This is a genomic window from Wolbachia endosymbiont (group A) of Icerya purchasi, from assembly GCF_947251635.1.
GTDB classification, from domain to species: Bacteria; Pseudomonadota; Alphaproteobacteria; order Rickettsiales; family Anaplasmataceae; genus Wolbachia; species Wolbachia pipientis.
Genome location: NZ_OX366357.1, coordinates 1,168,730 through 1,193,619 on the forward strand (window position 1 = coordinate 1,168,730; position 24,890 = coordinate 1,193,619).

The following is a 24,890-nucleotide window of genomic DNA, read 5'->3' on the forward strand; positions in this document are numbered from 1 at the left end:
AACCGTAAATATACTAATTTGGGTAATATTAGCTACTTGTGCCACTCTATTATTTAAATTAATATTAAATCATTTATAACTAGGAAAGTTATGTCAACACTAATCACAGTTGCATATGGCGACGGTATCGGACCAGAAATTATGGAAGCGGTGCTGTCGGTATTGCGCGAAGCAGAAGCAAAGATCTCAGTAGATATTATTGAAATAGGTGAGCGTGTTTATAGTAAAGAATGGTCTCACGGAATTTCTCCAAGTGGTTGGGAATCAATTGAAAGGACAAAAATATTATTAAAATCTCCGACAACAACTCCTCAAGGTAAAGGCCACAAGAGCTTAAATGTAGCGCTCAGAAAGAACCTAGGGTTATATGCAAATATCAGACCATGCATTTCATATCATCCTGTGATAGAAAATAAATTCGATAAGTTTGATATCGTAGTGATACGTGAAAATGAAGAGGACGTTTACACCGGAATAGAGCATAGGCTCACCGGTGACTCTTACCAATGCACTAAAATTATTACTAGATCTGGCTCAGAGAAAATATGCAGGTACGCTTTTGAATACGCGAAAAAACACAACAGAAAAAAAGTAACTTGCCTGACTAAAGATAACATCATGAAAATGACTGACGGAACTTTCCATGCAGCGTTTGATCGTATTGCAAAAGAATACCCAGATATAAAGGCAGAACATTATATAGTTGATATTGGAATGGCGCGTGTTGCAACAGAACCGGAGAATTTTGATGTTATAGTAACCGAGAACTTATATGGCGACATATTATCAGATATAGTCGCACAAACCTCTGGATCTGTGGGGCTTGCCGGAAGTAGCAACATCGGGAATGAATACGCAATGTTTGAAGCAGTGCACGGTTCTGCCCCTGATATTGCAGGAAAAAACATAGCCAATCCTTCTGGTCTTTTAAATGCTGCAGTGCATATGCTAATTTACATAGGTCAAGTAGGTACTGCAAAACTAATCTACGATGCATGGCTGAAGACTTTAGAGGATGGAATACACACTGCCGATTTGTACAAGGAGAAAAGAAGTAAACAGAAAGTTGGTACAAAAGAGTTTGCAGAAGCTGTTATAGATAACCTAGGAAAGAAACCTACAACATTACCTGAGCTTATAATTAGCAGTGGTTCAGATAGTAAAATAAATAAAGTACAAGACAATTACGAACAAGATTACAAAGTTAAAAAGCTAGTGGGTAGTGATATAGTACTTGCTTGGAACAAATCTAGCAACTTTGACCAAATAGTTAGGTTATTTGAATCGAGTAATCTGCAAATGATAGCAATATATTCAAAAGGCCTTGCAATTTGGCCAGGAAGTTCAGAATCTTCAAGTGATCAAATAACCTGTAGGTTTATCGCAAATAATGAAAAACAAGCTATTACAAATAGTGATGTGAATAACTTGCTAATCAAACTTGAAGAACACAATTTTGATGTTGTAAGGATGGATAAATTGTATTTATATGATGGGAAAGAGGGGTTTTTCTCTTAATGATCGTTTGACATTCTTATGATTGCATAAAACATTTAAATAGATTATACTAGAGATATAATTTATTTATGTGAGATGTAGTAATACGCGAATTCTGGATTAAAGGAGAATAGAAAAGGCAGAAAACAGGGTAAACTCAGCAATTATAAAAAAATAGATGAGGTTACCCATGGAAGATATAACAAAACTGTTTTGTTTGGTCGATGATTTTTGCAGAGATATAGAGAAAAATTTTGCAGGCAAACTACTGCCAAATGGTAAAAAACCCACAAGAACAACGGAAATTGAGCACTCTGAAATCATGACAATAATCCTGCTATATCAACAATCTCCGTGTAAAAATTTCAAAACTTTCTATCTACATTACCTAACGTTGCTCTACAAATCAGAGTTTCCAAAGTTGCCTTCATATACCAGGTTTGTTGCTCTAAAGCCTAGGGTTTTGTGGCATTTAGCAATGTTGTTGCATTGGCTTTGTGGACAGTCAGAAAACACTGGAATTTCATATATAGACACAACTCCCATTGCAGTTTGTCATGCAAAAAGAATATCCAAAAACAAAGTTTTTGCTGGAATTGCAAAATTAAGCAAGAGTACTTACGGCTGGTTTTTTGGTTTCAAATTACATATGGTAATCAATGAAAATGGTGAAATTCATGCACTTACGCTAACAAAAGGCAATGTTGATGATAGGATACCTGTGCCAAATTTGACGGAAAAATTAACCGGCCTTTTGTTTGGTGACAAAGGTTATATTGCAAAAGAGCTTTTTCAGAAGCTGTTTGACCGAGGTTTGAAACTTGTTACCAAGGTGAAAAAAGGCAAAGAAACCCCGTAGTAGCTAGCATTCAAATTCTCCCTTGTCAATTTGACGTTTTTTGCTGTCTTAAACGCTTTGTAAGCGCGTTTCGGCTTATATAGGTAAAAACCTAAAAATTTTTAAAGACATGCGATGCACGTAGTGCGAAAAATTAAACATGAGACGCCAAATACCCTAAGTTTTTTGTCATTAACCTGCACAGATTGCGAAGATAAATAAATAGCTTCAGTACCATGATAGGGGGGCTGACAAAGCTTGTCAAGGAATTTTTATGGCCTAGCGTCACGTGCTGGAATGACATTTGGGAATATGTTATCCGTTTGTCACTTCTAAATGATAAGAGCCTCAATGAATTTATTAGTTTATTACATGTCTCTTTTCATGTATAAATCTATAGAAAGTTTTATATGGAAGTTGTTTTATGAGCAAAATTATAGAAATCAGAGCACCAAAAACTCTTGGTGGTGAGTCAGTTACGGAAGGTATAGTAAAAATAAAGAAAAATATTGGTGAAGCAGTAAAAGTAGATGATCTGATTTTTGAAATTGAAACTGACAAAACAGCACTCGAATTAACTGCAGAAGCTTCAGGGCAAATAACTGAATTTCTTGTAAAGGAAGATGATGTGATAAGTCCTGATCAATTGTTAGCGAAGCTTTCCGTGGGAGAAGTAAAAGAGGAAGCGAAAAAAGAAGATAAAAGCGAAAGTTCTGCCAAAAAAGATGCTCCGTCAGCTCGTAAAATTATGGAAGAAAATGCAATTAATGCAAAAGGTGTCAAAGGAACTGGCATGGGAGATAGAATAACAAAAGCAGATGTGATAGGCCACATGAACAAAGCTGAACAGCCTGCAATAAAACAATATGAATTGCCAAAAAGTATAGTAAGTGGAGAGCAAAGAGAGGAACGAGTAAAAATGAGCAAAATAAGGCAAGTAATTGCCGCTCGTTTGAAGGCGTCGCAAAATACTGCCGCAATACTGACCACGTTCAATGAAATTGACATGAAAAATGTCATGGATCTCAGGGCGAAATATAAAGAAACTTTTGAAAAGAAATATGGAATAAAACTAGGTTTTATGTCGTTCTTTATAAAAGCAGCAGTACAAGCGCTGAAAGAGATTCCTGAAATTAACGCTGAAATCTCAGGCGATGAAATCGTGTATAAACATTACTATGACATAGGTGTTGCTGTTGGTACCGATAAAGGCCTTGTTGTGCCAGTTATTCGGGGTGCTGATCAGATGTCATTTGCCGAAATCGAGTTGATCTTGGCTGCCCTTGGCAAAAAAGCGCGGGAAGGCAAGCTGCAAGTGTCAGAAATGGAAGGTGCAACATTTACCATCTCAAATGGCGGAGTATACGGTTCGCTCCTTTCCACCCCGATAATAAACCCTCCACAATCTGGGATACTTGGAATGCATTCAATACAAAACAGGCCAGTTGCCGTGGGCAACTCGATTGAAATTAGACCTATGATGTACATTGCCCTCTCTTACGACCACAGAATAGTTGATGGCAAAGGAGCAGTAACTTTTCTTGTTAAAATAAAAAATTATATAGAAGATCCAAATAGGTTGGTTTTGGAAGTGTAAATTGGTATTAACTTAAACAATGTCAGCAATTAAAAATGACAAGTAAGTTTTTCTGGGATCAGAAGGTTTCTAAGGCGGATGGTAAAATAGGAGAAATCGGCAAATGGCATCAAAAATTGATAGTCGCTCTTGGTTATTACTTGTTACCGAACTTGTTGCACAGCAATTTCCAAAGTGGGCTCACTTAGAGATCAAACCTGTTGAACTCAGTGGTATAGACAATAGAACTTTTCGCTTGGGTGAAGAGATGTTGATCAGGCTACCAAGCGCAGAAGATTATGCGCTACAAGTTCTAAAGGAGCAAAAATGGCTTGAGGTACTTGCACCACATTTGTCATTTTCTATTCCTAAGCCACTTGCAATGGGACAACCATCAAAGCATTATCCCTGGAATTGGTCAATATATAAGTGGATCGAAGGGGAAAGCATAAATGCATTGTCTATAGATGATCTGGATTTACAGATTATTGCTTCTCAGCTTGCACAATTTTTGAATGAGTTACATAAAATTGATGTTAAAGGAGGCCCTAATCCTGGACTCCATAACTTCTGGCGCGGCGATCACGTATCAGTCTATGACACAGAGGTAAGATCGGCCATTAAGGAATTGCAAGGTTTTATTGATGCTAGAACTATAATGTCCTTTTGGGAAAAAGCTATAAGCTCAAGATGGAACAAGAATCCAGTATGGATTCATGGTGACTTTGCAAGCGGGAATATCCTAGCGAAAGATGGATGTGTAGTTGCTGTAATCGATTTTGGATGTGTGGGTGTCGGCGATCCAGCCTGTGACTTGGTAATTGCCTGGACACTTTTGAACAACGAAAATCGGAGAATCTTCAAGTCACATCTATGTTTAGATCCAGACACATGGACCAGAGCAAGCGGCTGGGCTTTATGGAAGGCACTAATTACAATGCGTGACTGGAAGACAACAGAAGTTATGAAACAACAGAAAATTATTAATGAAATTCTAAATGAAGAAGCTTAGTTTAACCAAAGATTTTCAGTCCTATTTTTGCATACCTACCTTTCTTTGCTGTTCTCAAGTGAATTACTCTTAATCTAGCATAACTAACAACTTAAACGAACAACTATTTTCAGCAAACTAAACAATGCCTGTGATAGGTTCTTAATTTGAAAAGATTCCCCAAATCTAATATATCATTGCTGTAGGCTGCATTTAGTAATATAATCTCATATTAAATAAGACTTTACTTAAGTTTATGCTAGATTCTCCGCTAATTTTGACAGCCATTCTTATATTTTTCATTTTTACGTTGTCATTCTTTTTTATAAGAAAGATATTTGGGTCAACAAATAAGAAGATAATAAAATCCTTTAGGAAAATTGTTCAGCAAATAAATGCATTAGAAACAGAAATGCAGAGCTTATCTGATGAGGAGCTTGCTGGTAAAACTGAAGAATTCAAACGAGAATTGAAAAATGGGAAAACGTTAAATGATCTTCTCGTACCTGCATTTGCAGTTGTGCGTGAAGCCTCTCGAAGGTTTCTTAACATGAGGCACTTTGATGTTCAACTGATTGGTGGAATGGTGCTCCACAATGGCATGATATCAGAAATGAAAACAGGAGAGGGAAAGACACTCGTTGCAACTTTAGCAGCATATCTAAATTCCTTAGAAGGGAAAGGCGTACATGTCGTAACTGTTAACGACTATCTTGCAAAACGGGACACAGAGTGGATGAGCAAATTATATAATTCTCTTGGGGTTTCTGTTGCGTTTATTACGAATAACTTGACAGACGAAGAGAGGAAAGAGGCTTACAGTGCAGATATCGTGTATTCCACAAATAACGAGCTTGCCTTTGATTACCTGCGAGACAATATGAAATTTTCTCAAGAAGACATGGTTCAGAGAGGCTTTCACTACGGAATAGTTGATGAAGTGGACTCAATACTCATTGATGAAGCTCGCACTCCGCTTATTATTTCTGGCCCGGTTGAGGAAAACAATCAGATATATAAGCATATCAATAAAATAGTAACCAAATTAGTTGACTCCGATTATGAAGTAGATGAAAAAGGTAGAACGGTATTCTTGACTGAAGATGGTATTTCACGAGTGGAGGAACTACTAAGGTCATACAATCTCATTCCTGAAAATTCCTCGCTCTATGATACTGACAGCATGATAATGACTCATTATATAGACCAAGCATTACGTGCATATAAGCTGTTTACTGCTGATAAAGATTATATAGTAAAGGATGGCAAGGTAGTGATTATTGATGAATTTACTGGGCGTATGATGGAGGGCAGGAGATATTCCGATGGTCTTCATCAGGCACTTGAAGCGAAGGAGAATCTTGAAATTCAGCATGAAAACCAAACTTTAGCATCGGTCACATTTCAGAATTACTTTCGTATGTACAATAAACTTTCCGGAATGACGGGAACAGCAGCAACAGAGGCAGAAGAGTTTTGTGATATATACAGATTAAATGTAGTAAAAATTCCAACCAATGTACCTGTAAAAAGAGTTGATATTGATGATGAAATTTACGGTACAGAAAAGGAAAAATTTAATGCTGTACTAAAATTTATAGAAGAATGCCACAAACGCCTTCAACCGGTCCTTGTTGGCACGGTAAGCATTGAAAACTCTGAGAAGCTTTCTGCGCTTTTGCAAAGCCATTCTCTTAAGCACTCAGTATTGAATGCTCGTTATCATGAACAAGAGGCGTACATAATAGCACAAGCTGGAGTGCCAGGCAGTGTCACCATAGCAACTAACATGGCAGGGCGTGGAACTGATATTCAGCTTGGTGGAAATGCTGAAATGATCGCAAAGGTGGAGCTAAAGAAGATAAAAAATGCTGATGAAAGAGAAAAAAAATACCAAGAAATAGTCGAAAGAGTAAAAAAAGATAAGGAAATTGCTATAAAAGCTGGTGGTTTATGTGTGGTTGGAACTGAAAGACATGAAAGCAGGAGAATAGATGATCAATTACGTGGCCGTTCTGGCCGTCAGGGTGATCTTGGACTTTCTAAGTTCTTTTTATCACTTGAAGATGACCTAATGAGAATATTTGGTTCTGATAGAATGAGAAGCTTTTTACAAAAAGTAGGGTTAAAGAATAACGAAGCTATTCATCATCCATGGATCAATAAGGCACTCGAGAAAGCGCAAAAGAAAGTTGAAGCTAGAAATTATGATGTGCGGAAGTCTTTGCTTAAGTTTGATGACGTAATTAACAACCAACGTAAAGTTATTTTTAAACAGAGAAACAATATCTTAGGCAACGAAATTAATGATTTACTTGAAGTATATAGCGAAGTAAATGAGAGCGTAGTAGAAGGTATAATCCAAAGTGGCTATTATGAGGATTATATTGAAAATATAGTCAAAGAATTCCATACAAGGTATGGAATAACGCTCGATAAAGAAGATTTAGCAACGTTTTTAAACAAACAAGAAGCTTTGAATTATATAAATGATAAGATACAAGAATTCTTTACTGAGAAAGAAAAATATTTCAACAGTCAGCACACTACAGATTTGTGGAATACGATCGTGAAGCAAATGATGATCATGACACTCGATCATTTATGGAGGGAGCACCTTTCAGTTCTAGAGAGCCTAAGACAAAGCATAAGCTTACGTGCCATGGGGCAGAAAGATCCACTGAATGAATTTAAACGCGAAGCTTTCTTGATGTTTGAGTCAATGCTTGAAAAATGGAAGGAACTCACCATTCATCGCTTAGCACACTTTAAGTTGGTAGACAACCAAGAGATAGGCAATAGGTTACATTCTGCTAGAAATAGCAGACTTCCCAAAATCTCAAGAAACGACAAATGTCCTTGCAACTCCGGAAAGAAATACAAACACTGCCATGGTGCGGTTACTGTGGTGAGCTAATAATTATGGTTATACAGTTTGTTTATTTCCATCAACATTACTGCATCTAACCTCACTTAGCTTACTGTTTAATGAGTGCTCTGATGACTTATACGCAGCTCCATAGAACATTCCCCCTCTCTCAAACTTTCTAAACCTTCAGAGTTAATAGGCTCATGCGGATTTAAATCGTTTTTTCTCTTTCCTGCAAATAATGTGGTATATTTTATCCCTTGCTTTTCATCAAATCCACTTTGATCTATATGACTTGCTATTACTCCTATACTTCCCACTCCTGATGTTCTCGTTACCAATACTTTTTCAGCACTTGATGCAATTGCATACGCCGCAGAATACGCATCATCATTTGCTATTGCTACGATCTTTTTTAATCCCCTTGCTTCGTAAATAAAATCAGAAAGGTCGAATAAACCGTTTACTTCCCCTCCGGGGCTGTCTATGTCCAAAATTATTGTTTCTACTTCTTTATCTATTAAAGCTTCTTCTATCTCTTCACGTATCTTCTCGTATGATGTCATCCCCAACACATCATCAAAAGCTTCTGAATTCTTCGTCAAGATTCCATGCACCTTTATTCCCCTTTCACTATTTCTTACTGCATGTTTTATATTTTTAAACGTTGATGCTTCTCTGCATGTAATGACAACAAATCAAAGCTTCTTTGCTCTATCATCATCGGTTTATTGAGCCAGTTCACTTATATTATTTCAGTATTAGAATCAAAACTACTGACGTCCGAGTCAAAACTTAAGCCCAGTTCACTTGCACGTCTTTGATCTTCAGCAATTTCCTGGTCTATTTCTTCTATATCGTAACCTAGCTCTGAAACCACCTCTGACCTACTTTTACCCATTTCTTACCGCCATTTGCTGTGCTTGCTGGTCTTTCAGCGGATCTACCCAATCAAACCCTTGCGCTATCCATTTTACCTTTTCTTTTCCCCCTTTTTTCACCTATATCCAGTTCTCCAGATAGTATTGCTAATTCTAACCACCTATCCCATACCGGACGGCAAAATTGAAATACCATTACGTTATGCTGTAACATTCCGCACCTCCGGCGAAACTCTATTAACCCTGCTCTTATCGATGAATAATTAACGTTGGTAAGATCTCCTGTTAGCTGCTCGTAAGTTATCCCTGTGCCTACTGCTATTGCCCTGAGCTGCTATTTCATAAATGCTTCGTAACTTCCTCCAACATCTGATGGTTCTGAGAACTTGATATCTTCCCCTGGATCTAAAAGTTGCATAGTCCCTGGCTCTAAACCTGATAGTGCTACTCCATGCTCATTTGCTTCACCTTCTCCTAAAATATTTGCTTCTGGATCGAGTCTGGTAATAAACCCAGCAAACATTGCAGCAGTCTTTTTTCTGACTAATTCCGCATCATCGTATTGATCAAGTTCATAGAGCTTTAACAGTACACTGGACAACCATGGTACTCCTCGAATCTGCCCAGGTCTTAGTGGTCTGTAAATATGTAAAACATCATTTGCTGGTACTCTCACTGATTCGCCAAACGAGCCTTCTCCAGGATGTTCTCTAAATAGGTGATATGCTTCTCTTTGCCCAAGTCGGTTAAATTCAATGCCGTTTCTTATTACATTACCATTGGCAAGGGTTTGATTGCTCTTATTGTCTAAATGCTCTGATTCAAGTACTTGCAGTTGCAACGGCACACAAAGACCATCTTCTCGTTTTCTTGTTCGGAGTCTTACAAAACATTCTCCTCCTTCTATCATGCTCCTACAGACCAAAGCTTGTAATCCATAAAAATCACTTACTCCGCTACTGTCTGCTTCATCTGTCCATCTTAGCCATAATTCTTGCACTTTTTTCCGAAATTTTGCATCTTTCGCCTTTGATTGCGGCTTTATTCCTGTTCCAACGCAATTACTCACTATCGTATCGATGATGTTTGCTGCATAGGAATTCTTTCTTACCATGTCACGTGAACGACTACGCAGATGTTCAAGGCTCTGGGAAAGTAAGCTATTTATACTTCCTGCTTCTCCTTGCCAATACATCACCCTTCTTCCAGATCCAGCCGCATCCCATGCTGAGCTCTTGATTTTTGGTTTGCGGAATAATTGTTTGAATGATTTTAGTAACATTTAGCCTCTGATTGTTCTAATTATGCAGCGGGTTGTTGCACAAATTTATAGTTTAATATTGAGAAATTCCGGCAAGCTGCTGGAGAATTTGGTCAATAAGTCGTTACAGTGCATTTACCTCTTAATAAATGGTACTTCTGTGTCCTATTTCTGTGATGATTACTGTGTTCTCTAATTTATCTACTTTATAAATAATCCGATAATCGCCTACTCTTAATCTTTTGCTTCCTACTAATCTACCACTTAATGGTTTACCAAGATTAATGGGATCAATTGTAAGCCGTTCGTCTATAGCTCTTCTAATTCTTGATCTTATTGTTGGTGGTAAAGTAAGGAAATCTCTCTCAAGAACCTTTTCTGAATAGATAATATTGTATTTCACTCATCTTTAATTGTCTTTGCAGATAATATTTTATCCCAGTCAACATCCTCATTTCTGACCATCTTTGCATCTGGCACATCACGTTCTTTTATAATTTTAGCCATCTCTTTCTCTGCTTCAAATTCTTCTTTCACAAGACACACTAAAACTTCTGGTATAGTTTTATTCCATGCTTTTGCGACCTCTGTAAGATATTGAGCAAATTCACCCTCGAAACTTACATTAATATTGAGCTTTTTTTGACTTTGAGCCATATGATTAACCAGAAAACATCAACTATAAACTATAACATTTTTACACAATTTTGTCAATCCCCTTACTCGTTGAAAACACAATCTTTCTCTTCGGCTTCACACCTGCGACTTTCAATTCAGATTTAATGCGTTGTCTTAAGCTCAAGAGGTCATTTATCTGCACTTCTCCATACGGGAGTGTTAAATAAACTGTGTCAAACCGCATTTTTAGTTCAACTCAATTTTCAATCTATTAACGCGAATTCTGGATTAAAGGAGAATAGAAAAGGCAGAAAACAGGGTAAACTCAGCAGTTATAAAAAAATAGATGAGGTTACCCATGGAAGATATAACAAAACTGTTTTGTTTGGTCGATGATTTTTGCAGAGATATAGAGAAAAATTTTGCAGGCAAACTACTGCCAAATGGTAAAAAACCCACAAGAACAACGGAAATTGAGCACTCTGAAATCATGACAATAATCCTGCTATATCAACAATCTCCGTGTAAAAATTTCAAAACTTTCTATCTACATTACCTAACGTTGCTCTACAAATCAGAGTTTCCAAAGTTGCCTTCATATACCAGGTTTGTTGCTCTAAAGCCTAGGGTTTTGTGGCATTTAGCAATGTTGTTGCATTGGCTTTGTGGACAGTCAGAAAACACTGGAATTTCATATATAGACACAACTCCCATTGCAGTTTGTCATGCAAAAAGAATATCCAAAAACAAAGTTTTTGCTGGAATTGCAAAATTAAGCAAGAGTACTTACGGCTGGTTTTTTGGTTTCAAATTACATATGGTAATCAATGAAAATGGTGAAATTCATGCACTTACGCTAACAAAAGGCAATGTTGATGATAGGATACCTGTGCCAAATTTGACGGAAAAATTAACCGGCCTTTTGTTTGGTGACAAAGGTTATATTGCAAAAGAGCTTTTTCAGAAGCTGTTTGACCGAGGTTTGAAACTTGTTACCAAGGTGAAAAAAGGTATGAAAAATACATTAATTTCGCTAAATGAGAAGATTTTACTGAGAAAAAGGTCTATCATTGAGACTGTTTTTGGTTACCTAAAAAATAGACTAGAAATTGAACACACTCGCCATAGATCCCCTGTTGATTTCTTGGTTCATATCTTTTCTACTCTCATCTCCTATTCCATCAAATCCAAAAAGCCTTCTATTTCCTATACTTCCTTCCTTAATCCAGAATTTGCGTTAATAATAAAACGGGTTTTGTGTCATTCCAGTACTCCTCTCTTATAATTCACGTATTTAAGAATGACTTCTGCTAAACCTTTACTAATTCCAGGTACGTTTTGAATTTTAGCCAGAGAAGCTTTGCTTATATTTTTCACTGAACCAAAATAAGACATCAACGCTTTTTTTCTTTTGTTGCCAATGCCGGGTATTTTGCTTAATTGTGAAACTATAAACTGTTTATCGCGTTTTTTTCTATGTGAAGTTATCGCAAAACGGTGGGCTTCATTACGCAGCGATTGTAAGTAAAGCATGACTTTGCTGTCATTTGCCAGACTGAATTCTCCCCTGCCCAGCATATAAAATCTTTCATTTCCTGCGTTACGATCAGGACCTTTTGCCATACAAGCAAAAGGAACGTTTATATTCAATACTTCCAGTACATTCTGTACTATGGAAACATATCCTGGTCCACCATCAATCAGTAAAAAATCAGGTATTATGCCTTTTATATTGCCGGAGAAACGTCTGGTTAGCACTTCCCTCATCATTTTATAATCATCGCCTGAAAATTTTTCCTTTATAGTAAATTTTCTGTACTCACTCTTTAAAAAACCCTCCTGCCCTGCAACAACCATTACACCAATTTGTTGATTTCCAAATATATGGCTATTGTCATAAACCTCAATACGCTTTGGAATATTTGGTAACAAGAAGATTTTGCTAAGCTCCTCAAGCTTTTCTAGGTTATTTCTATAATCGATAAGCTTCTGCTCTAAGCTATGCTGAGAGTTATCATAAACAAATTTCAATAAATCACGCTCTTTTTTATTCTTTACATGCAGAACTTTTACTGGCTTTTGAGCAACCTTATATAGTGCTTGTTCTATAATTTCCTTATCCACAATAGAATCTGGAACGTAAATTTGCATTGGAGGTATGTTAGCTGAATTATAAAAATCGACCAAAAAGGTGGATAAAATTTCATCATTTGAGTGATCACCACAGTTCTCGGCAAAGTAAGGAGTGCTGCCGTAGTTGTCTTTATTTCTGAACGATAACACACTAATACATGCTAGATCCTCTTCACGTACAATACTGAAGAAATCTGCATCTTTTTCAAAAGAAAAATCCGTGTGCTGTATTTGAATTTGCTCAAGAAACTTTACCCGATCTCTATATATAGCAGCAAGCTCATAGTTTTCTTCACTGCTGCACTTTCTCATTGTGAAAAGTAACTGTTCTTTCACTTCCTTATTTCTTCCAAGCAATGTATTTCGTGCCTGTTTTACTGATTGGCAGTAGTCGTCTTTTGTGATTTTGTTTATGCATGGTGCTGAGCAGCGCTTAATTTGATATTCAATACATGGTCTTTTTGTTGAGGAAAAGTATTGATCTGAACATACTCTTAGGAGAAAAGCTTTTTGCAATGACAATATAGTTTGCTTAACAGCAGCGGCAGATGTAAAGGGACCATAATAATGAAACTCATTCTTCTTAAATTTGCCTCTATATTTTGCTATTCTTGGATAATCGTGCTTGGAAATTGTTATATAAGGATAAAATTTTCCATCCTTGAGCACAATATTATAAAGTGGTTTCAATGATTTTATTAACTGTGCTTCAAGAAACAGTGCTTCGATTTCATTCTCAGTGATGAATATTTCAACCTTAATAACCTGTAAGAGCATAACTCTAATTCGTTCAGAAAGGTTTTCGAATTGAAGGTAGTCGGATAACCTCGACTTCAAGTTTTTTGCTTTTCCAACATATAAAACTTTATTCTTATCTCCAACCATCTTATACACGCCACAGGAATGTGGAGATGATTTGATTTGTTCTTTATATTGCCTGAGCATTTATCCATTGCTTAACCTGTATGAGGTTAAAATCTGCTACTAAATGAAAGATGGAAACTACATTTTCAAGCAAAGATAATCTGTTTCTTCTCAGCTTATCAGAATCACAGTTAATCTTTATACTGTCCATAAACTGATTGATAAACGGAGCAAAACCAGCAAGTTCATCAAGTGCTACATTAAAGTGGTTATTTTTTATCGCTTGTTTTATGTTTTTACAAGCAGTTATAGCACAATTTGATAGCGCAATTTCTTCACTTTCAATCAAAAACCTCTTACCGTAAGATGCACTATAAGTAGTGCCATCACTTTTCCTTGCTTTGCTCATCATGTTACTAACTCTTTTGTAAGTGCTTAGAATTTGTTCACCTTCTGGAGTACTAAGATAACGATCCAATATAACAGTTTGCTTTTCTGCTGTCAGCAGATCATTAATATCGATTTTATATAGTATTGAATCTACAACATCTTGCCTTATATCTCTATTTTTTAAAATAACCTTGAATCTTTCTAAGCAGAATCTAAATACTAGTTCTAAAATTTGTTTTCTATTTGGCTTATCAACTGACGCTGTATTTTTATTAAATAGAAGCCTTGAATATAAAGATACTGACTTGTCTATCATTAGCCTAATTGGAACATGCAAATTATTTTCAAGTATTGTCCTAATTATACCAATTGTCATTCTCCGCAAACCAAATTGATCATACGAACCAGAGATTTTCTCACCTGCTGCAATTAAACCAACTAAGCTATCCACTTTGTCTGCAATTGACACAGCAATTGCAGAAGGAGATTTAGGACACTCCTGCTCTGGCCCGATTGGCTTATAATGCTCAGTTATAGCTTCCACTATTTCTCTATCTTCTTGAAAATAAGAAGCATAATATCCACCCATTACTCCTTGTAATTCTGGAAACTCTCTTACTATCGATGTTGCCAAATCAGCTTTTGCCAAATATGCAGCACGTTCAACTTTTATCAGCGAAGCATGTGGAATAAATATAGCTATATACTTTGACAGAGCCGTAATACGCTTCACCTTTTCCCCCACGCTGACAAGTGAAGCATGAAATAATATTGAACCTAATCTTTTGACATAATAATCTAGATTTTCCTTTTTATCTTGAGATATTAAAAATTGGGCATCAGCAAGACGTGCTTCTAATATTCTTTCGTGTCCTTTAACAACTTCACCATTGTTGACGTTGACAACAGTGACAAAGTGTGAAATTCTCTTTCCATTACTCAAAGCAAGGTATTTTTGTTGTGTATTAACTATACTAATTATTACTTCCTTCGGTAATCCAAATGACTTTTCTTGATTCACTTCACCAAACAGTACGATTGGCCACTCTATAAGCCCTGTCAATTCATTTAGTAAATAATCATTTTTCTCAAGTTGTAAATTCTGCTCTTTTGTGAATTTATTAATCTGATCTAGTGTAAATTGCTTTCTTTTGTCCATTTGGAGAATTACACTGTTTTTTTCTAGCAATTCAAAATAGTCTTTAGGTGTTTTAACAGTAAGCGCCGTACCACTTGAGAGAAATCGATGGCCATATGTTGTGTTAGATGCTGTAATCCCGGCAAAAGATACAGGTATTATTTCATCATTTAAAATGCATAAAATGTTTTTAATTGGCCTAACCCACCTTTCTTTTCCTTTGCCCCATCTCATACTTTTTGGCCAAGAGAAATTTTTTAATATTTCTCCTAGTTGATTTTTGAGGAATTCTCTGATGTTAAATGAGCAGCTTTCTCTTTTAATGAAGTAAAAATCCTCATTATTTACTTTTCGAACGAGCAAATCTTCTTCATTTTTCTGATATTTTCTTAAAAAACCTTCGATAGCACTTTTTGGTGCGTTAATGTTTGGTCCCTTAACTTCGTTATTGGAATCCTTTAGCTCCAAAGCATTTATGTTGTCAACAAATAGGGTAATGCGACGTGCCGTTACAAAAACCTCCATTGATGTAAATTTTACATTATTTTTGTTAAAAACATTGGCAATACAACTCTTAACTTGAGTTGCAGCTACATTCTGCATTCTCGGTGGTATTTCTTCTGAAAGGCACTCAAATAATAACTGCAATGACATACGCTATTTACTCATGTACAATTCACAACATTTTTTTGTCAGCTCTCTAACTCTACCAATATAAGCTGTACGTTCATTTACACCAAGCACACCTCTTGCATCAAGCAGATTAAGTAGGTGACTAGTTTTAATACATTGGTCATAAGCTGCCATTGGTAGCTCCTTTTCAATAAGGAACTTACACAATTTTTCCGTATCTTCGAATTGCTGCTGTACCACTTTAGTATCATAATAATCTAACGCTAGATAAGAAAATTCATATTCTCTTTGTTTAAAAATATCTCCGTAAGTTACACCGTTATCGTTCCAAGTTATATCGTAAACATTATCTACACCTTGTATGCACATTGCTAAACGTTCCAACCCATATGCCACCTCACCAGGAATCATCTTGCAGTCAATCCCTCCAACTTGCTGTATATAAGTAAGCTGTGTTACTTCCATTCCATTGCATGTAACTTCCCATCCAAGTCCTGATGCACCAACACTTGGATTTTCCCAATCATCTTCAACAAACTTAATATCATATTTTTCTGTAGATATGCCAAGAACTTTTAAGCTATCTAAATAGACGTCTTGTAAATTATTACCAGATGGCTTTATTATAACTTGATATTGGTGATGTTGATATAAGCGATTAGGGTTATCACCATAGCGCCCATCTGCTGGCCTAATTACTGGTTGTAGATATGCAATTTTTGTCGGTTTTGTATCAATTGCAGACATAATTGTTGCAGGGTGTAATGTGCCAGCACCAACTTCAGATGTGTATGGGTGAAGTATAACGCACCCTTCACCAGCCCAAAAATCTTGCAACTCTTTTATTATACTTTGTAAGTTCACACAAATTGTACACTTTTTATACTAAATATATAAATAAATAAGTACTATTCAATACCTATTTTTTTAACAGTATCATGTAAATAATCACCTAAAACTGCTGAACTTTCCCTCACATACTGAATTATGCTTTTATTTAGGACAATTGCATCATGCATAGTTAAATCGCAGAATATAAATGCTGTTAAATACAGTAAAATCACCGCATAAAATGTGTGAAAAATCCCCTCAAATGTAATTGACATTGCATTATTATAGCTGAGCTGTATTGAACTTATCGGCCATGGTTTTATCGCTTCTACGACATTAAAAAATACGTAAGGTATCATAAGAAAAAAGAAAAAGTGCATAAAATCATTAAACCAAAATGGGCATTGAAGCATCTGCTTACATATACTCCCATAGAGGTTACTTACAGCATAATAAATCGACATTATTGCTGGCATTGAAAGTGCTACAGTCAGCACTTGCCCTGATGCTATTTGTATTACTATATCTTCACCACTGTTTGCTGAAGGGTCCTGAGCATGAAAAATAAATATTCCAAGTAATTGCATTACTAACATAACTATTGCCAATTTTGTAAAAATAGCAGCTACAACTATTCCTGAATTTGGCATTTTATATAGTAAATATTCGCCCCCATATGTAAGAATTAATATAATATCGACAATAAGTAATATAAAGAAAGCAGACCAATAGTTCTGCCAACCTGGTAAATATCCTATTCCCAAAAAAGAGCTTACTGTTTTGGCAGGAAAAACCTTACCTAGCATCTTTCCCAAAAATTCAAAAAAAATCCCCATGCTCTAAGTAACACTTGGTTTATATTATTTATAATACTGTATTGTAACGGACTTATCAATAACTTAAAACATGTATTGGAAAATTTTAGGTAATATGCAGCGACAGTAGAAGAACATGCGCCAAAAATTTAGTAATTTTATAGGGCTTGTGCACTTAAATTTTTTGCAATATCAAGTGCAGCGTAAGTGAATATTGCACTTGCACCCGCACGTTTGAAACTAATCAAAGATTCATAAATCACCTTGTCATAATCCAGCCAGCCATTATTTGCTGCAGCTTTTATCATTGCGTACTCACCGCTTACTTGGTAAGCAAAAATCGGAAAGTTAAACTTATCGCTTGCTGTTTTTATCACATCCAAATATGGCATGCCTGGTTTAATCATAATAAAATCTGCACCTTCATTTATATCCATTTCAATTTCGCACATTGCTTCGTGCGCATTTTTATAATCCATTTGATAACCACTTTTGTCTATAGAATGTGATAGCCCACATGAACCAACGACTTGCCTGAATGGAGCATAGAAGCTAGAGCAATATTTCACTGCATAAGATAATATTAATACGTCTTGAAAGTTATTATCATCTAATGATTTTCTGATTCTTCCTATTCTACCATCCATCATATCAGAAGGAGCAACTATATCACATCCTGCCTTCGCTAAAGCAAGTGCTTGCTTACACAGTACTGATATAGTTTCATCGTTTTCTACATCCATCTGATTATCTTTTAAAATGCCGTCATGGCCATGAATAGTGTATGGATCCAGTGCAACGTCTGCAATAACACCAATTTCAGGTACCTTTAATTTTACAGCACGAATTGCTTTGCAGATTAAGTTGTCAGAATTATATGCTCCCTCAGCGTTTTCAGATTTTAGTTTACTATCAACTACAGGAAAAATTGCAACAGCATTAATTCCTAAATCTTTAGCTTCCTTAACTATAGACACTAATCCATCTATTGAATAACACTTTACGCCTGGTAAGCCAGAAATTGGTTCAGTTGTTTCTTCTCTGTCGTGAACAAACAGAGGAAGAACCAGATCATTCACTGATAAACTATTTTCACTTGTTAAATTGCGAACCCATTTGCTCGAGCGCCTGCGCCTTAATCTTGTATTTGGAAAATTAAACATTGGACCCAGGTAAATTCCCAGCAAAGAGCAACACTCCTGAAATGAGTACCACCCAAAGCACCGATATTGGCAGAAACACTTTCCAACCAAGGCGCATTAGCTGATCATATCGATAACGAGGTATTGTTGCTCTAATCCAAATAAATACGAACAAAAGTATAACTATTTTTAAAATAAACCAAACTAAACCTGGAACTTTATAAAATAAACTAAGCTCCAATGGTGGATACCACCCTCCCAAAAAGAATATAGTCATCATAGCACTTGCTAGAATCATATTTGCATATTCTCCAAGAAAAAAGAGGGCAAAAGGCATGGATGAATATTCAACGTTATATCCAGAGACAAGCTCTGCTTCAGCTTCTGGTAAATCAAATGGGTGACGATTAGTTTCTGCAAGCAAAGAAATAAAAAATATTGTTCCTATAGGCATTAGTAGCAAATCAACCCAAAATGGCATATTGTGTTTCGCTACCACCATCTCTCCAAGGTTTAACGTACCAGTTGTAACAACAACTGTAGCAACTATTAAACCTATTGAAACTTCATATGAAATCATCTGAGCAGCCGACCGTATAGCGCCAAGAAATGCATAATTAGAATTGCTTGACCAGCCTGCAATAATTACGCCGTATACTCCCAGCGACGATATAGCTAGCACATAAAGCACTCCAACATTAATATTTGCTATAACCTTAGGAATCACTACTTGCTGGCCATTTTCTACAATTACTTCAGCACCAAACGGCATAACTGCCCAGGCAATCAACGCTAAAATAAAGGTCAGCATTGGAGCCATAATAAATAGTATGGTGCTCGCTCTAAAGGGTATTATCGGCTCTTTAATTATTAGCTTGATAGCATCTGCAAACGGTTGCAATAACCCAAATGGCCCAACCACACTTGGACCATGTCTCAGTTGAATTGCAGCAATAACTTTACGCTCAAAATATACCAAGTACGCAACTGAAAGTAGTAGCGGTACTAAAATAAATAAAATATTAACTAGCGTGTTCATAAAAAGCTTTAGTACAATCTGCCATTATTTTTGAAGCGCGACTTATTGAATCCGTCATATAGAAATTACACTCCTTTAAAGTAAAAGGTGTATTACTTAAGCTTATCTCACCATTGCTAATTGGCATCCATGTGTTTTTTACCACTTGATCGGCATTTCTAAACTGTGGACCGATAGTATCTAATTTTTTTCTCACATCAAATAAACTATCATACGGTAAAGAAAGGTCTAAATATTGTGAAAGATTTTTAATAATTAACCAATCCTCCTTTGCTTCACCTGGAGGAAACACAGCTAAATTTGTTCTTTGCACTCGACCTTCAGTATTTACATAAGTTGCATATTTTTCTGTATATGCAGCACCAGGCAAGATAACATCTGCCACATGTGCACCCTTATCACCGTGATGACCTTGATAAATTACAAATGTATTTTCTAATTTTGATGTATCAATTTCATCTGCACCAAGAAGATAAACCACTTCTATTTCACCACTTTCTGCATGTTCCAATATTTGATTAATATCCCTTTCGCCTTTTTTAGGAACAAACCCAGTATCTAGCCCACCAACTCTTGCTGCAGCTTTATGCAGCATATTAAAGCCATTCCAGTCATCTCTGACCATGTTAAATTTTTCTGCAATTTTGCCAGCTAGAACTAGAACTGATTCAGAATCGTCTCTTACTAATGCATCTTGACCAATAATCAGCATAGGGCTCTGAGCAGCACTCAGCAGCTCACAGAACTTATGATTTCCATTTGCTATTTCACTCAAAATATCAGGATTATCGCCCAATTTCTCAACATAATACAAATATTCAATGTTAGGACCAACACTTGCAACAGGAAAGTTGCCCTGTAAATATCTCTTTCTCAATCTTACGTTAATGATCGGTGCTTCTATCCTTGGATTTGTATTTATAAGCAGACATAAATCTGCATTTTCTATACCTTCAATAGTGGTATTGAACACATACGATCCACGATTACTTGGTATAAGCTTTGCACCATCTTGCCTACAGTCTATATTCCCCGAGCCGAGCTTCTGCATCACTTCTTTGAGTAGAAGCATAGACTCACAATCTGCTAAATCACCTGCAATTGCAGCTATTTTATTTGATTTTGTATTCTTTAATTTCTTTGCAGCAACAGTTAATGCTTCATTCCAATCAACTGGGGCTAATTTACCATCTTTTTTTATATAAGGTCGATCAAGACGCTGAACTTTTAGTCCATCATAGGCAAAGCGGGTTTTATCTGATATCCATTCTTCATTTACCTCTTCGCTCAGCCTTGGTAATATCCTCATAACCTCCGGGCCACGATAATCAACTCTAATTGCGCTACCCACAGCATCTAGCACATCTATAGTCTCACAATGTGATAGCTCCCATGGACGCGCTGTAAAGGAGTAAGGCTTTGAAGTTAAAGCCCCTACCGGGCAGAGATCTATGATATTTCCAGATAATTCAGAACTAATATGCCTTTTTATGTAAGTGCTAATCTCTACATTTTCTCCCCTTCCGATTCCTCCAAGTTCATTTGTACCTGCAACATCAGACAAAAATCTAACACACCGAGTGCAATGAATGCATCGATTCATCGCAGTCTCAATCAGTGGTCCGAAGTGTTTTTTTGGCACAGCCCTCTTATGCTCATCAAGTCTGCTGGTTCCTTTCCCATAAGCCATCGTGATATCTTGCAAATCGCATTCACCACCTTGATCGCAAATTGGGCAATCAAGCGGGTGGTTAATTAGCAAAAACTCAAGCACACCTTCACGTGCTTTTTTAACCTTAGGGGTATCAGTGTGAATAACCATCCCTTCTGCAACTGGCATTGCACAAGAGGCTACTGGTTTTGGAGGTCCACCCTCCACTTCAACCAAACACATTCTGCAGTTACCAGCAATTGCTAAACGCTCATGATAACAAAAACGTGGAATTTCAACGCCCACAACTTCACAAGCTTGAATTATAGTGAGCCCATGCTCTACTTCACATTCCTTAGAATTAATAGTAACTTTAACCACAACTATTATACAGCTTCCCACTTTATAGGGTTGCCGCTTATCTCATCTTCAACCAGATTGCCGTTGTCATATTGAGCAGACATATAATTCATGCGCGAATCACGATCTATATATCTAACAGGTTTTACCGGTTTATCTTTATACACTTTTTGCTCAGCTTTCTTACGCTGAGTAGGGTTATTTTTACTAGCTGTCTTTGCTTTCCCACCTGCTGCCATATAAACTCCTAAAAACTTTTCATTCTATTTTAACACTTAAGTATACAGCGTCAATATTTAATAACTTTAAAATTTCAATAGATCTCTTGTTATAATCATTTTACAATCATTGTTTAAATAAAAAGTTACCCCTTGATGCCATTCCAGCGCATGACGCACAGCTGTACGAACATTGCAATTTGCAGGCAATTTGCGTGGCAGATTCAAGTAGCTGACACTGGTTTCCATCCAAGACAGCAGTAGCCCTTTTGACGCGAATTCTGGATTAAAGGAGAATAGAAAAGGCAGAAAACAGGGTAAACTCAGCAGTTATAAAAAAATAGATGAGGTTACCCATGGAAGATATAACAAAACTGTTTTGTTTGGTCGATGATTTTTGCAGAGATATAGAGAAAAATTTTGCAGGCAAACTACTGCCAAATGGTAAAAAACCCACAAGAACAACGGAAATTGAGCACTCTGAAATCATGACAATAATCCTGCTATATCAACAATCTCCGTGTAAAAATTTCAAAACTTTCTATCTACATTACCTAACGTTGCTCTACAAATCAGAGTTTCCAAAGTTGCCTTCATATACCAGGTTTGTTGCTCTAAAGCCTAGGGTTTTGTGGCATTTAGCAATGTTGTTGCATTGGCTTTGTGGACAGTCAGAAAACACTGGAATTTCATATATAGACACAACTCCCATTGCAGTTTGTCATGCAAAAAGAATATCCAAAAACAAAGTTTTTGCTGGAATTGCAAAATTAAGCAAGAGTACTTACGGCTGGTTTTTTGGTTTCAAATTACATATGGTAATCAATGAAAATGGTGAAATTCATGCACTTACGCTAACAAAAGGCAATGTTGATGATAGGATACCTGTGCCAAATTTGACGGAAAAATTAACCGGCCTTTTGTTTGGTGACAAAGGTTATATTGCAAAAGAGCTTTTTCAGAAGCTGTTTGACCGAGGTTTGAAACTTGTTACCAAGGTGAAAAAAGGTATGAAAAATACATTAATTTCGCTAAATGAGAAGATTTTACTGAGAAAAAGGTCTATCATTGAGACTGTTTTTGGTTACCTAAAAAATAGACTAGAAATTGAACACACTCGCCATAGATCCCCTGTTGATTTCTTGGTTCATATCTTTTCTACTCTCATCTCCTATTCCATCAAATCCAAAAAGCCTTCTATTTCCTATACTTCCTTCCTTAATCCAGAATTTGCGTTATAAATAGAGTGAGTTCGCCGGCTGTTGCTTTTTTTTTGGTTTGACTTCTAGCATTACTGGGCCCGCCTTTGTTTTACCATATGCTGCTAGCCCCTTGTATGCTGGATTTTTACATCTTATGGATGGTGCTTGGATGCCACATCTCTACCGCTGGATCCGTGCGAATCTTTGTTTATAGCAACTTTACTATACCGCAAAACCAGCTATATTAGCCTACTTTAACTAAATTTATATATGAACTAATTTGCTTGGCTTTGTTGCAACAATTTTATGTTTTTATTTTCACAACCCTATTTTTACACAACGCGTTCTCGCAAAGGTACATACTATTTTCGTGTTTTTGGGGAAAGTCAATAATTAAAAATTTTGTGATGCTACGGAGCTGAGTATTTTCTATAAATTCCCATGTGGCTTGTTAACATCATACAAAGTAATTGACAGTTACTAAAATGTCAGTTCTAATATGCTATGTATATAGAAATCAGTCATTGATTATGTATTGCCTGTTTTTCTAGTTATAGTATAATTAAAATAAATAGTTTAAGGTCTGAGTCATGGAGTATAAGAAGTGGTCAGATGTATTCAGTACAATAAATGCTGACGATGAGAGTAACGTAATTGAAAAAATAAAAGAGGAATTAAAGGAAAAAGACAAAGGTGAGTATAAAAAGTGGGAAAGAGCTAATTTTAATGTAAATTACCAGTTTGAATGTAAAGGTTGTAAATTTACGTTATTGCGTTAGAAGCGGTTGCAAAGATATAGTAAATGCTCTAATAGATAAAGGTGCAGATGTTAATGCAAAAGGTAAGAATGAAAAAACTCCTTTACACTGGGCTGCTGAAAATGGTTACTTAGGGATAGTTAAAGCTCTAATAAAAGCAGGGGCTAATGTTAATATAAGAGGTAAAGGTGAAGAGACTCCTTTACATTTGGCTACTATAATTGCTCATGAAGATGTAATAGAAGCCCTAATTCGAAGAACATTAATACAAGATTTTAGTATACAAAGACCATATTACTTGACAGATACATTTTCTACCTATTGGAATAGATGCCTAGATGAAATCAAGGAGCTTGAGGAAGAAAATGAGCCACTATATGACTTTTTAAGAGAAAGCAACATTAATAATCTAGTTAGTATATGGGAAAGAAATGAAAATGTATGCAGTAGATTTGATAACCAAGAAAGCTTACAAGAACAATATCCAGAATATGCTCATATTTTGATTAATAAAGCTAATGAAGTGGAAAAAGAAATTTTTCTGCATAATCATAAACCATTAATTGATGTTTTATCACAACTGGGTTACCATGAAGGTAAGACACCTGATAGGATAAGAGCTTTTCTGGAAGAAAACAGAGATAGGTTTAAAGTGGAATTTGGAAATCCTAACCGTTCTCTGATTGATTTTGTTAGCTTTGAAGATATTAAAGCACGACACGTTCCAGAACTGGAATTGCGTGCAGTTGTTTCACGAGTTATCGGAAAGAATACACCAAGCAGAAACCTCCTTAATCCAAACAGTGAGCAGCATCAAGCAGTTGGTTTGTTGTATAGCTAATTAACAAGCAGAAGCATAGCAGGTTCAGAGGTCAATGTCAGTGAAGTTTGTGGGAGTGTCAAGCTAAAGAATACAAAAGTTAGAAAAATTATGCTTGCAATAGCTTTTATTCTTGCTATTTATCATACATAATATCTTTACAGGCTGGGTGTTAATTGAAGATATTTTTAAGTCTGGGCAAGTCTGTAATAATGTGGTTAGCTAAGGGGCTTTTATTATGGGTGCGCCAAGTAAGCGTTTAGAATACGGTTGGTGAAAATCCAACTTAGGCAAAGTCTAGCCAACAGCCTAGAACAGACCATTATGCTGCGTGAGGTAACGAGCGTAGTAAAGCTAATGGAATG

General features: G+C 36.3%; 19 protein-coding genes and 3 pseudogenes. 10 read left to right on the forward strand and 12 right to left on the reverse strand.

Going from position 1 to position 24,890, the window contains the following annotated elements; genetic code table 11:
• Positions 1-90: 90 nt before the first annotated feature.
• From icd to secA, 5 genes and pseudogenes are all read left to right on the forward strand, one after another.
• Positions 91-1,518, forward strand: a complete 1,428-nt coding sequence (gene icd, locus OPR17_RS06195; protein ID WP_265021530.1) for an isocitrate dehydrogenase — start codon at positions 91-93, stop codon at positions 1,516-1,518.
• Positions 1,519-1,687: 169 nt separating this feature from the next.
• A pseudogene (locus tag OPR17_RS06200) lies at positions 1,688-2,341 on the forward strand (IS982 family transposase); the annotation flags it as partial.
• 418 nt (positions 2,342-2,759) lie between these two features.
• Entirely contained in the window at positions 2,760-3,932 is a 1,173-nt protein-coding gene (gene odhB / locus OPR17_RS06205; protein WP_265021531.1) for a 2-oxoglutarate dehydrogenase complex dihydrolipoyllysine-residue succinyltransferase, read from the forward strand.
• Between the two features lie 103 nt (positions 3,933-4,035).
• Positions 4,036-4,923, forward strand: a complete 888-nt coding sequence (locus OPR17_RS06210) for an aminoglycoside phosphotransferase family protein (RefSeq protein WP_265021532.1) — start codon at positions 4,036-4,038, stop codon at positions 4,921-4,923.
• A gap of 235 nt (positions 4,924-5,158) precedes the next feature.
• A complete protein-coding gene (secA, locus tag OPR17_RS06215; RefSeq protein WP_265021533.1) occupies positions 5,159-7,819 on the forward strand; it encodes a preprotein translocase subunit SecA in 2,661 nt (886 codons plus the stop codon).
• A gap of 116 nt (positions 7,820-7,935) precedes the next feature.
• Here secA and OPR17_RS06220 read toward each other — a convergent pair.
• The 4 genes and pseudogenes from OPR17_RS06220 to OPR17_RS06235 form a co-directional block, all read right to left on the reverse strand.
• Positions 7,936-8,495 (reverse strand): annotated as a pseudogene (locus OPR17_RS06220) (S49 family peptidase); the annotation flags it as partial.
• Positions 8,496-8,516: 21 nt separating this feature from the next.
• Positions 8,517-9,934, reverse strand: a pseudogene (locus OPR17_RS06225) (phage portal protein).
• 121 nt (positions 9,935-10,055) lie between these two features.
• Positions 10,056-10,316: a type II toxin-antitoxin system RelE family toxin gene (locus OPR17_RS07500; protein WP_253303276.1), complete on the reverse strand. Its 261-nt coding sequence runs from the start codon at positions 10,314-10,316 to the stop codon at positions 10,056-10,058.
• On the reverse strand, positions 10,313-10,570 hold the full coding sequence (locus OPR17_RS06235) for a hypothetical protein (protein WP_265021534.1): 258 nt from the start codon (positions 10,568-10,570) through the stop codon (positions 10,313-10,315). Before OPR17_RS06235 ends, OPR17_RS07500 begins: the two co-directional genes overlap by 4 nt.
• A gap of 177 nt (positions 10,571-10,747) precedes the next feature.
• On the opposite strand from OPR17_RS06235, the gene OPR17_RS06240 reads away from it, so the two are divergent.
• Both OPR17_RS06240 and OPR17_RS06245 read left to right on the forward strand, forming a co-directional pair.
• Complete coding sequence (locus tag OPR17_RS06240) at positions 10,748-10,927, forward strand: hypothetical protein (protein WP_265021535.1); 180 nt, start codon at positions 10,748-10,750, stop codon at positions 10,925-10,927.
• Positions 10,890-11,816: an IS982 family transposase gene (locus OPR17_RS06245; protein ID WP_458694331.1), complete on the forward strand. Its 927-nt coding sequence runs from the start codon at positions 10,890-10,892 to the stop codon at positions 11,814-11,816. The genes OPR17_RS06240 and OPR17_RS06245 overlap by 38 nt, the downstream gene beginning before the upstream one ends.
• Here the strand turns inward: OPR17_RS06245 and uvrC are convergent.
• From uvrC to OPR17_RS06285, 8 genes are all read right to left on the reverse strand, one after another.
• Positions 11,792-13,609, reverse strand: coding sequence for an excinuclease ABC subunit UvrC (uvrC, locus tag OPR17_RS06250; RefSeq protein ID WP_265021536.1), 1,818 nt, complete (start codon positions 13,607-13,609; stop codon positions 11,792-11,794). The genes OPR17_RS06245 and uvrC overlap by 25 nt on opposite strands.
• Entirely contained in the window at positions 13,593-15,710 is a 2,118-nt protein-coding gene (gene glyS / locus OPR17_RS06255) for a glycine--tRNA ligase subunit beta (protein WP_265021537.1), read from the reverse strand. The genes uvrC and glyS overlap by 17 nt, the downstream gene beginning before the upstream one ends.
• 3 nt (positions 15,711-15,713) lie before the next feature.
• Positions 15,714-16,553, reverse strand: coding sequence for a glycine--tRNA ligase subunit alpha (locus tag OPR17_RS06260; protein ID WP_265021538.1), 840 nt, complete (start codon positions 16,551-16,553; stop codon positions 15,714-15,716).
• A gap of 44 nt (positions 16,554-16,597) precedes the next feature.
• A complete protein-coding gene (locus OPR17_RS06265) occupies positions 16,598-17,356 on the reverse strand; it encodes a phosphatidylglycerophosphatase (RefSeq protein ID WP_265021539.1) in 759 nt (252 codons plus the stop codon).
• 137 nt (positions 17,357-17,493) lie between these two features.
• Positions 17,494-18,498: a porphobilinogen synthase gene (hemB, locus tag OPR17_RS06270; protein WP_265021540.1), complete on the reverse strand. Its 1,005-nt coding sequence runs from the start codon at positions 18,496-18,498 to the stop codon at positions 17,494-17,496.
• On the reverse strand, positions 18,491-19,516 hold the full coding sequence (nuoH, locus tag OPR17_RS06275) for an NADH-quinone oxidoreductase subunit NuoH (protein WP_265021541.1): 1,026 nt from the start codon (positions 19,514-19,516) through the stop codon (positions 18,491-18,493). The genes hemB and nuoH overlap by 8 nt, the downstream gene beginning before the upstream one ends.
• Positions 19,500-21,548 carry an NADH-quinone oxidoreductase subunit NuoG gene (nuoG, locus tag OPR17_RS06280; RefSeq protein WP_458694352.1) on the reverse strand — a complete coding sequence of 683 codons (2,049 nt, stop codon included), beginning with the start codon at positions 21,546-21,548 and terminating at the stop codon, positions 19,500-19,502. Before nuoG ends, nuoH begins: the two co-directional genes overlap by 17 nt.
• Before the next feature lie 5 nt (positions 21,549-21,553).
• Positions 21,554-21,766 (reverse strand): hypothetical protein, encoded by a 213-nt coding sequence (locus OPR17_RS06285; RefSeq protein WP_182319003.1) that lies wholly within the window; start codon positions 21,764-21,766, stop codon positions 21,554-21,556.
• Between the two features lie 335 nt (positions 21,767-22,101).
• Here OPR17_RS06285 and OPR17_RS06290 point away from each other — a divergent pair, with 335 nt between their 5' ends.
• The 3 genes from OPR17_RS06290 (at position 22,102) to OPR17_RS06300 (ending at position 24,546) form a co-directional block, all read left to right on the forward strand.
• Positions 22,102-22,986: an IS982 family transposase gene (locus OPR17_RS06290; RefSeq protein ID WP_265021329.1), complete on the forward strand. Its 885-nt coding sequence runs from the start codon at positions 22,102-22,104 to the stop codon at positions 22,984-22,986.
• Positions 22,987-23,537: 551 nt separating this feature from the next.
• Positions 23,538-23,726, forward strand: a complete 189-nt coding sequence (locus tag OPR17_RS06295) for a hypothetical protein (protein ID WP_265021543.1) — start codon at positions 23,538-23,540, stop codon at positions 23,724-23,726.
• On the forward strand, positions 23,689-24,546 hold the full coding sequence (locus OPR17_RS06300; protein ID WP_265021544.1) for an ankyrin repeat domain-containing protein: 858 nt from the start codon (positions 23,689-23,691) through the stop codon (positions 24,544-24,546). Before OPR17_RS06295 ends, OPR17_RS06300 begins: the two co-directional genes overlap by 38 nt.
• The last annotated feature ends 344 nt before the right edge of the window (positions 24,547-24,890 follow it).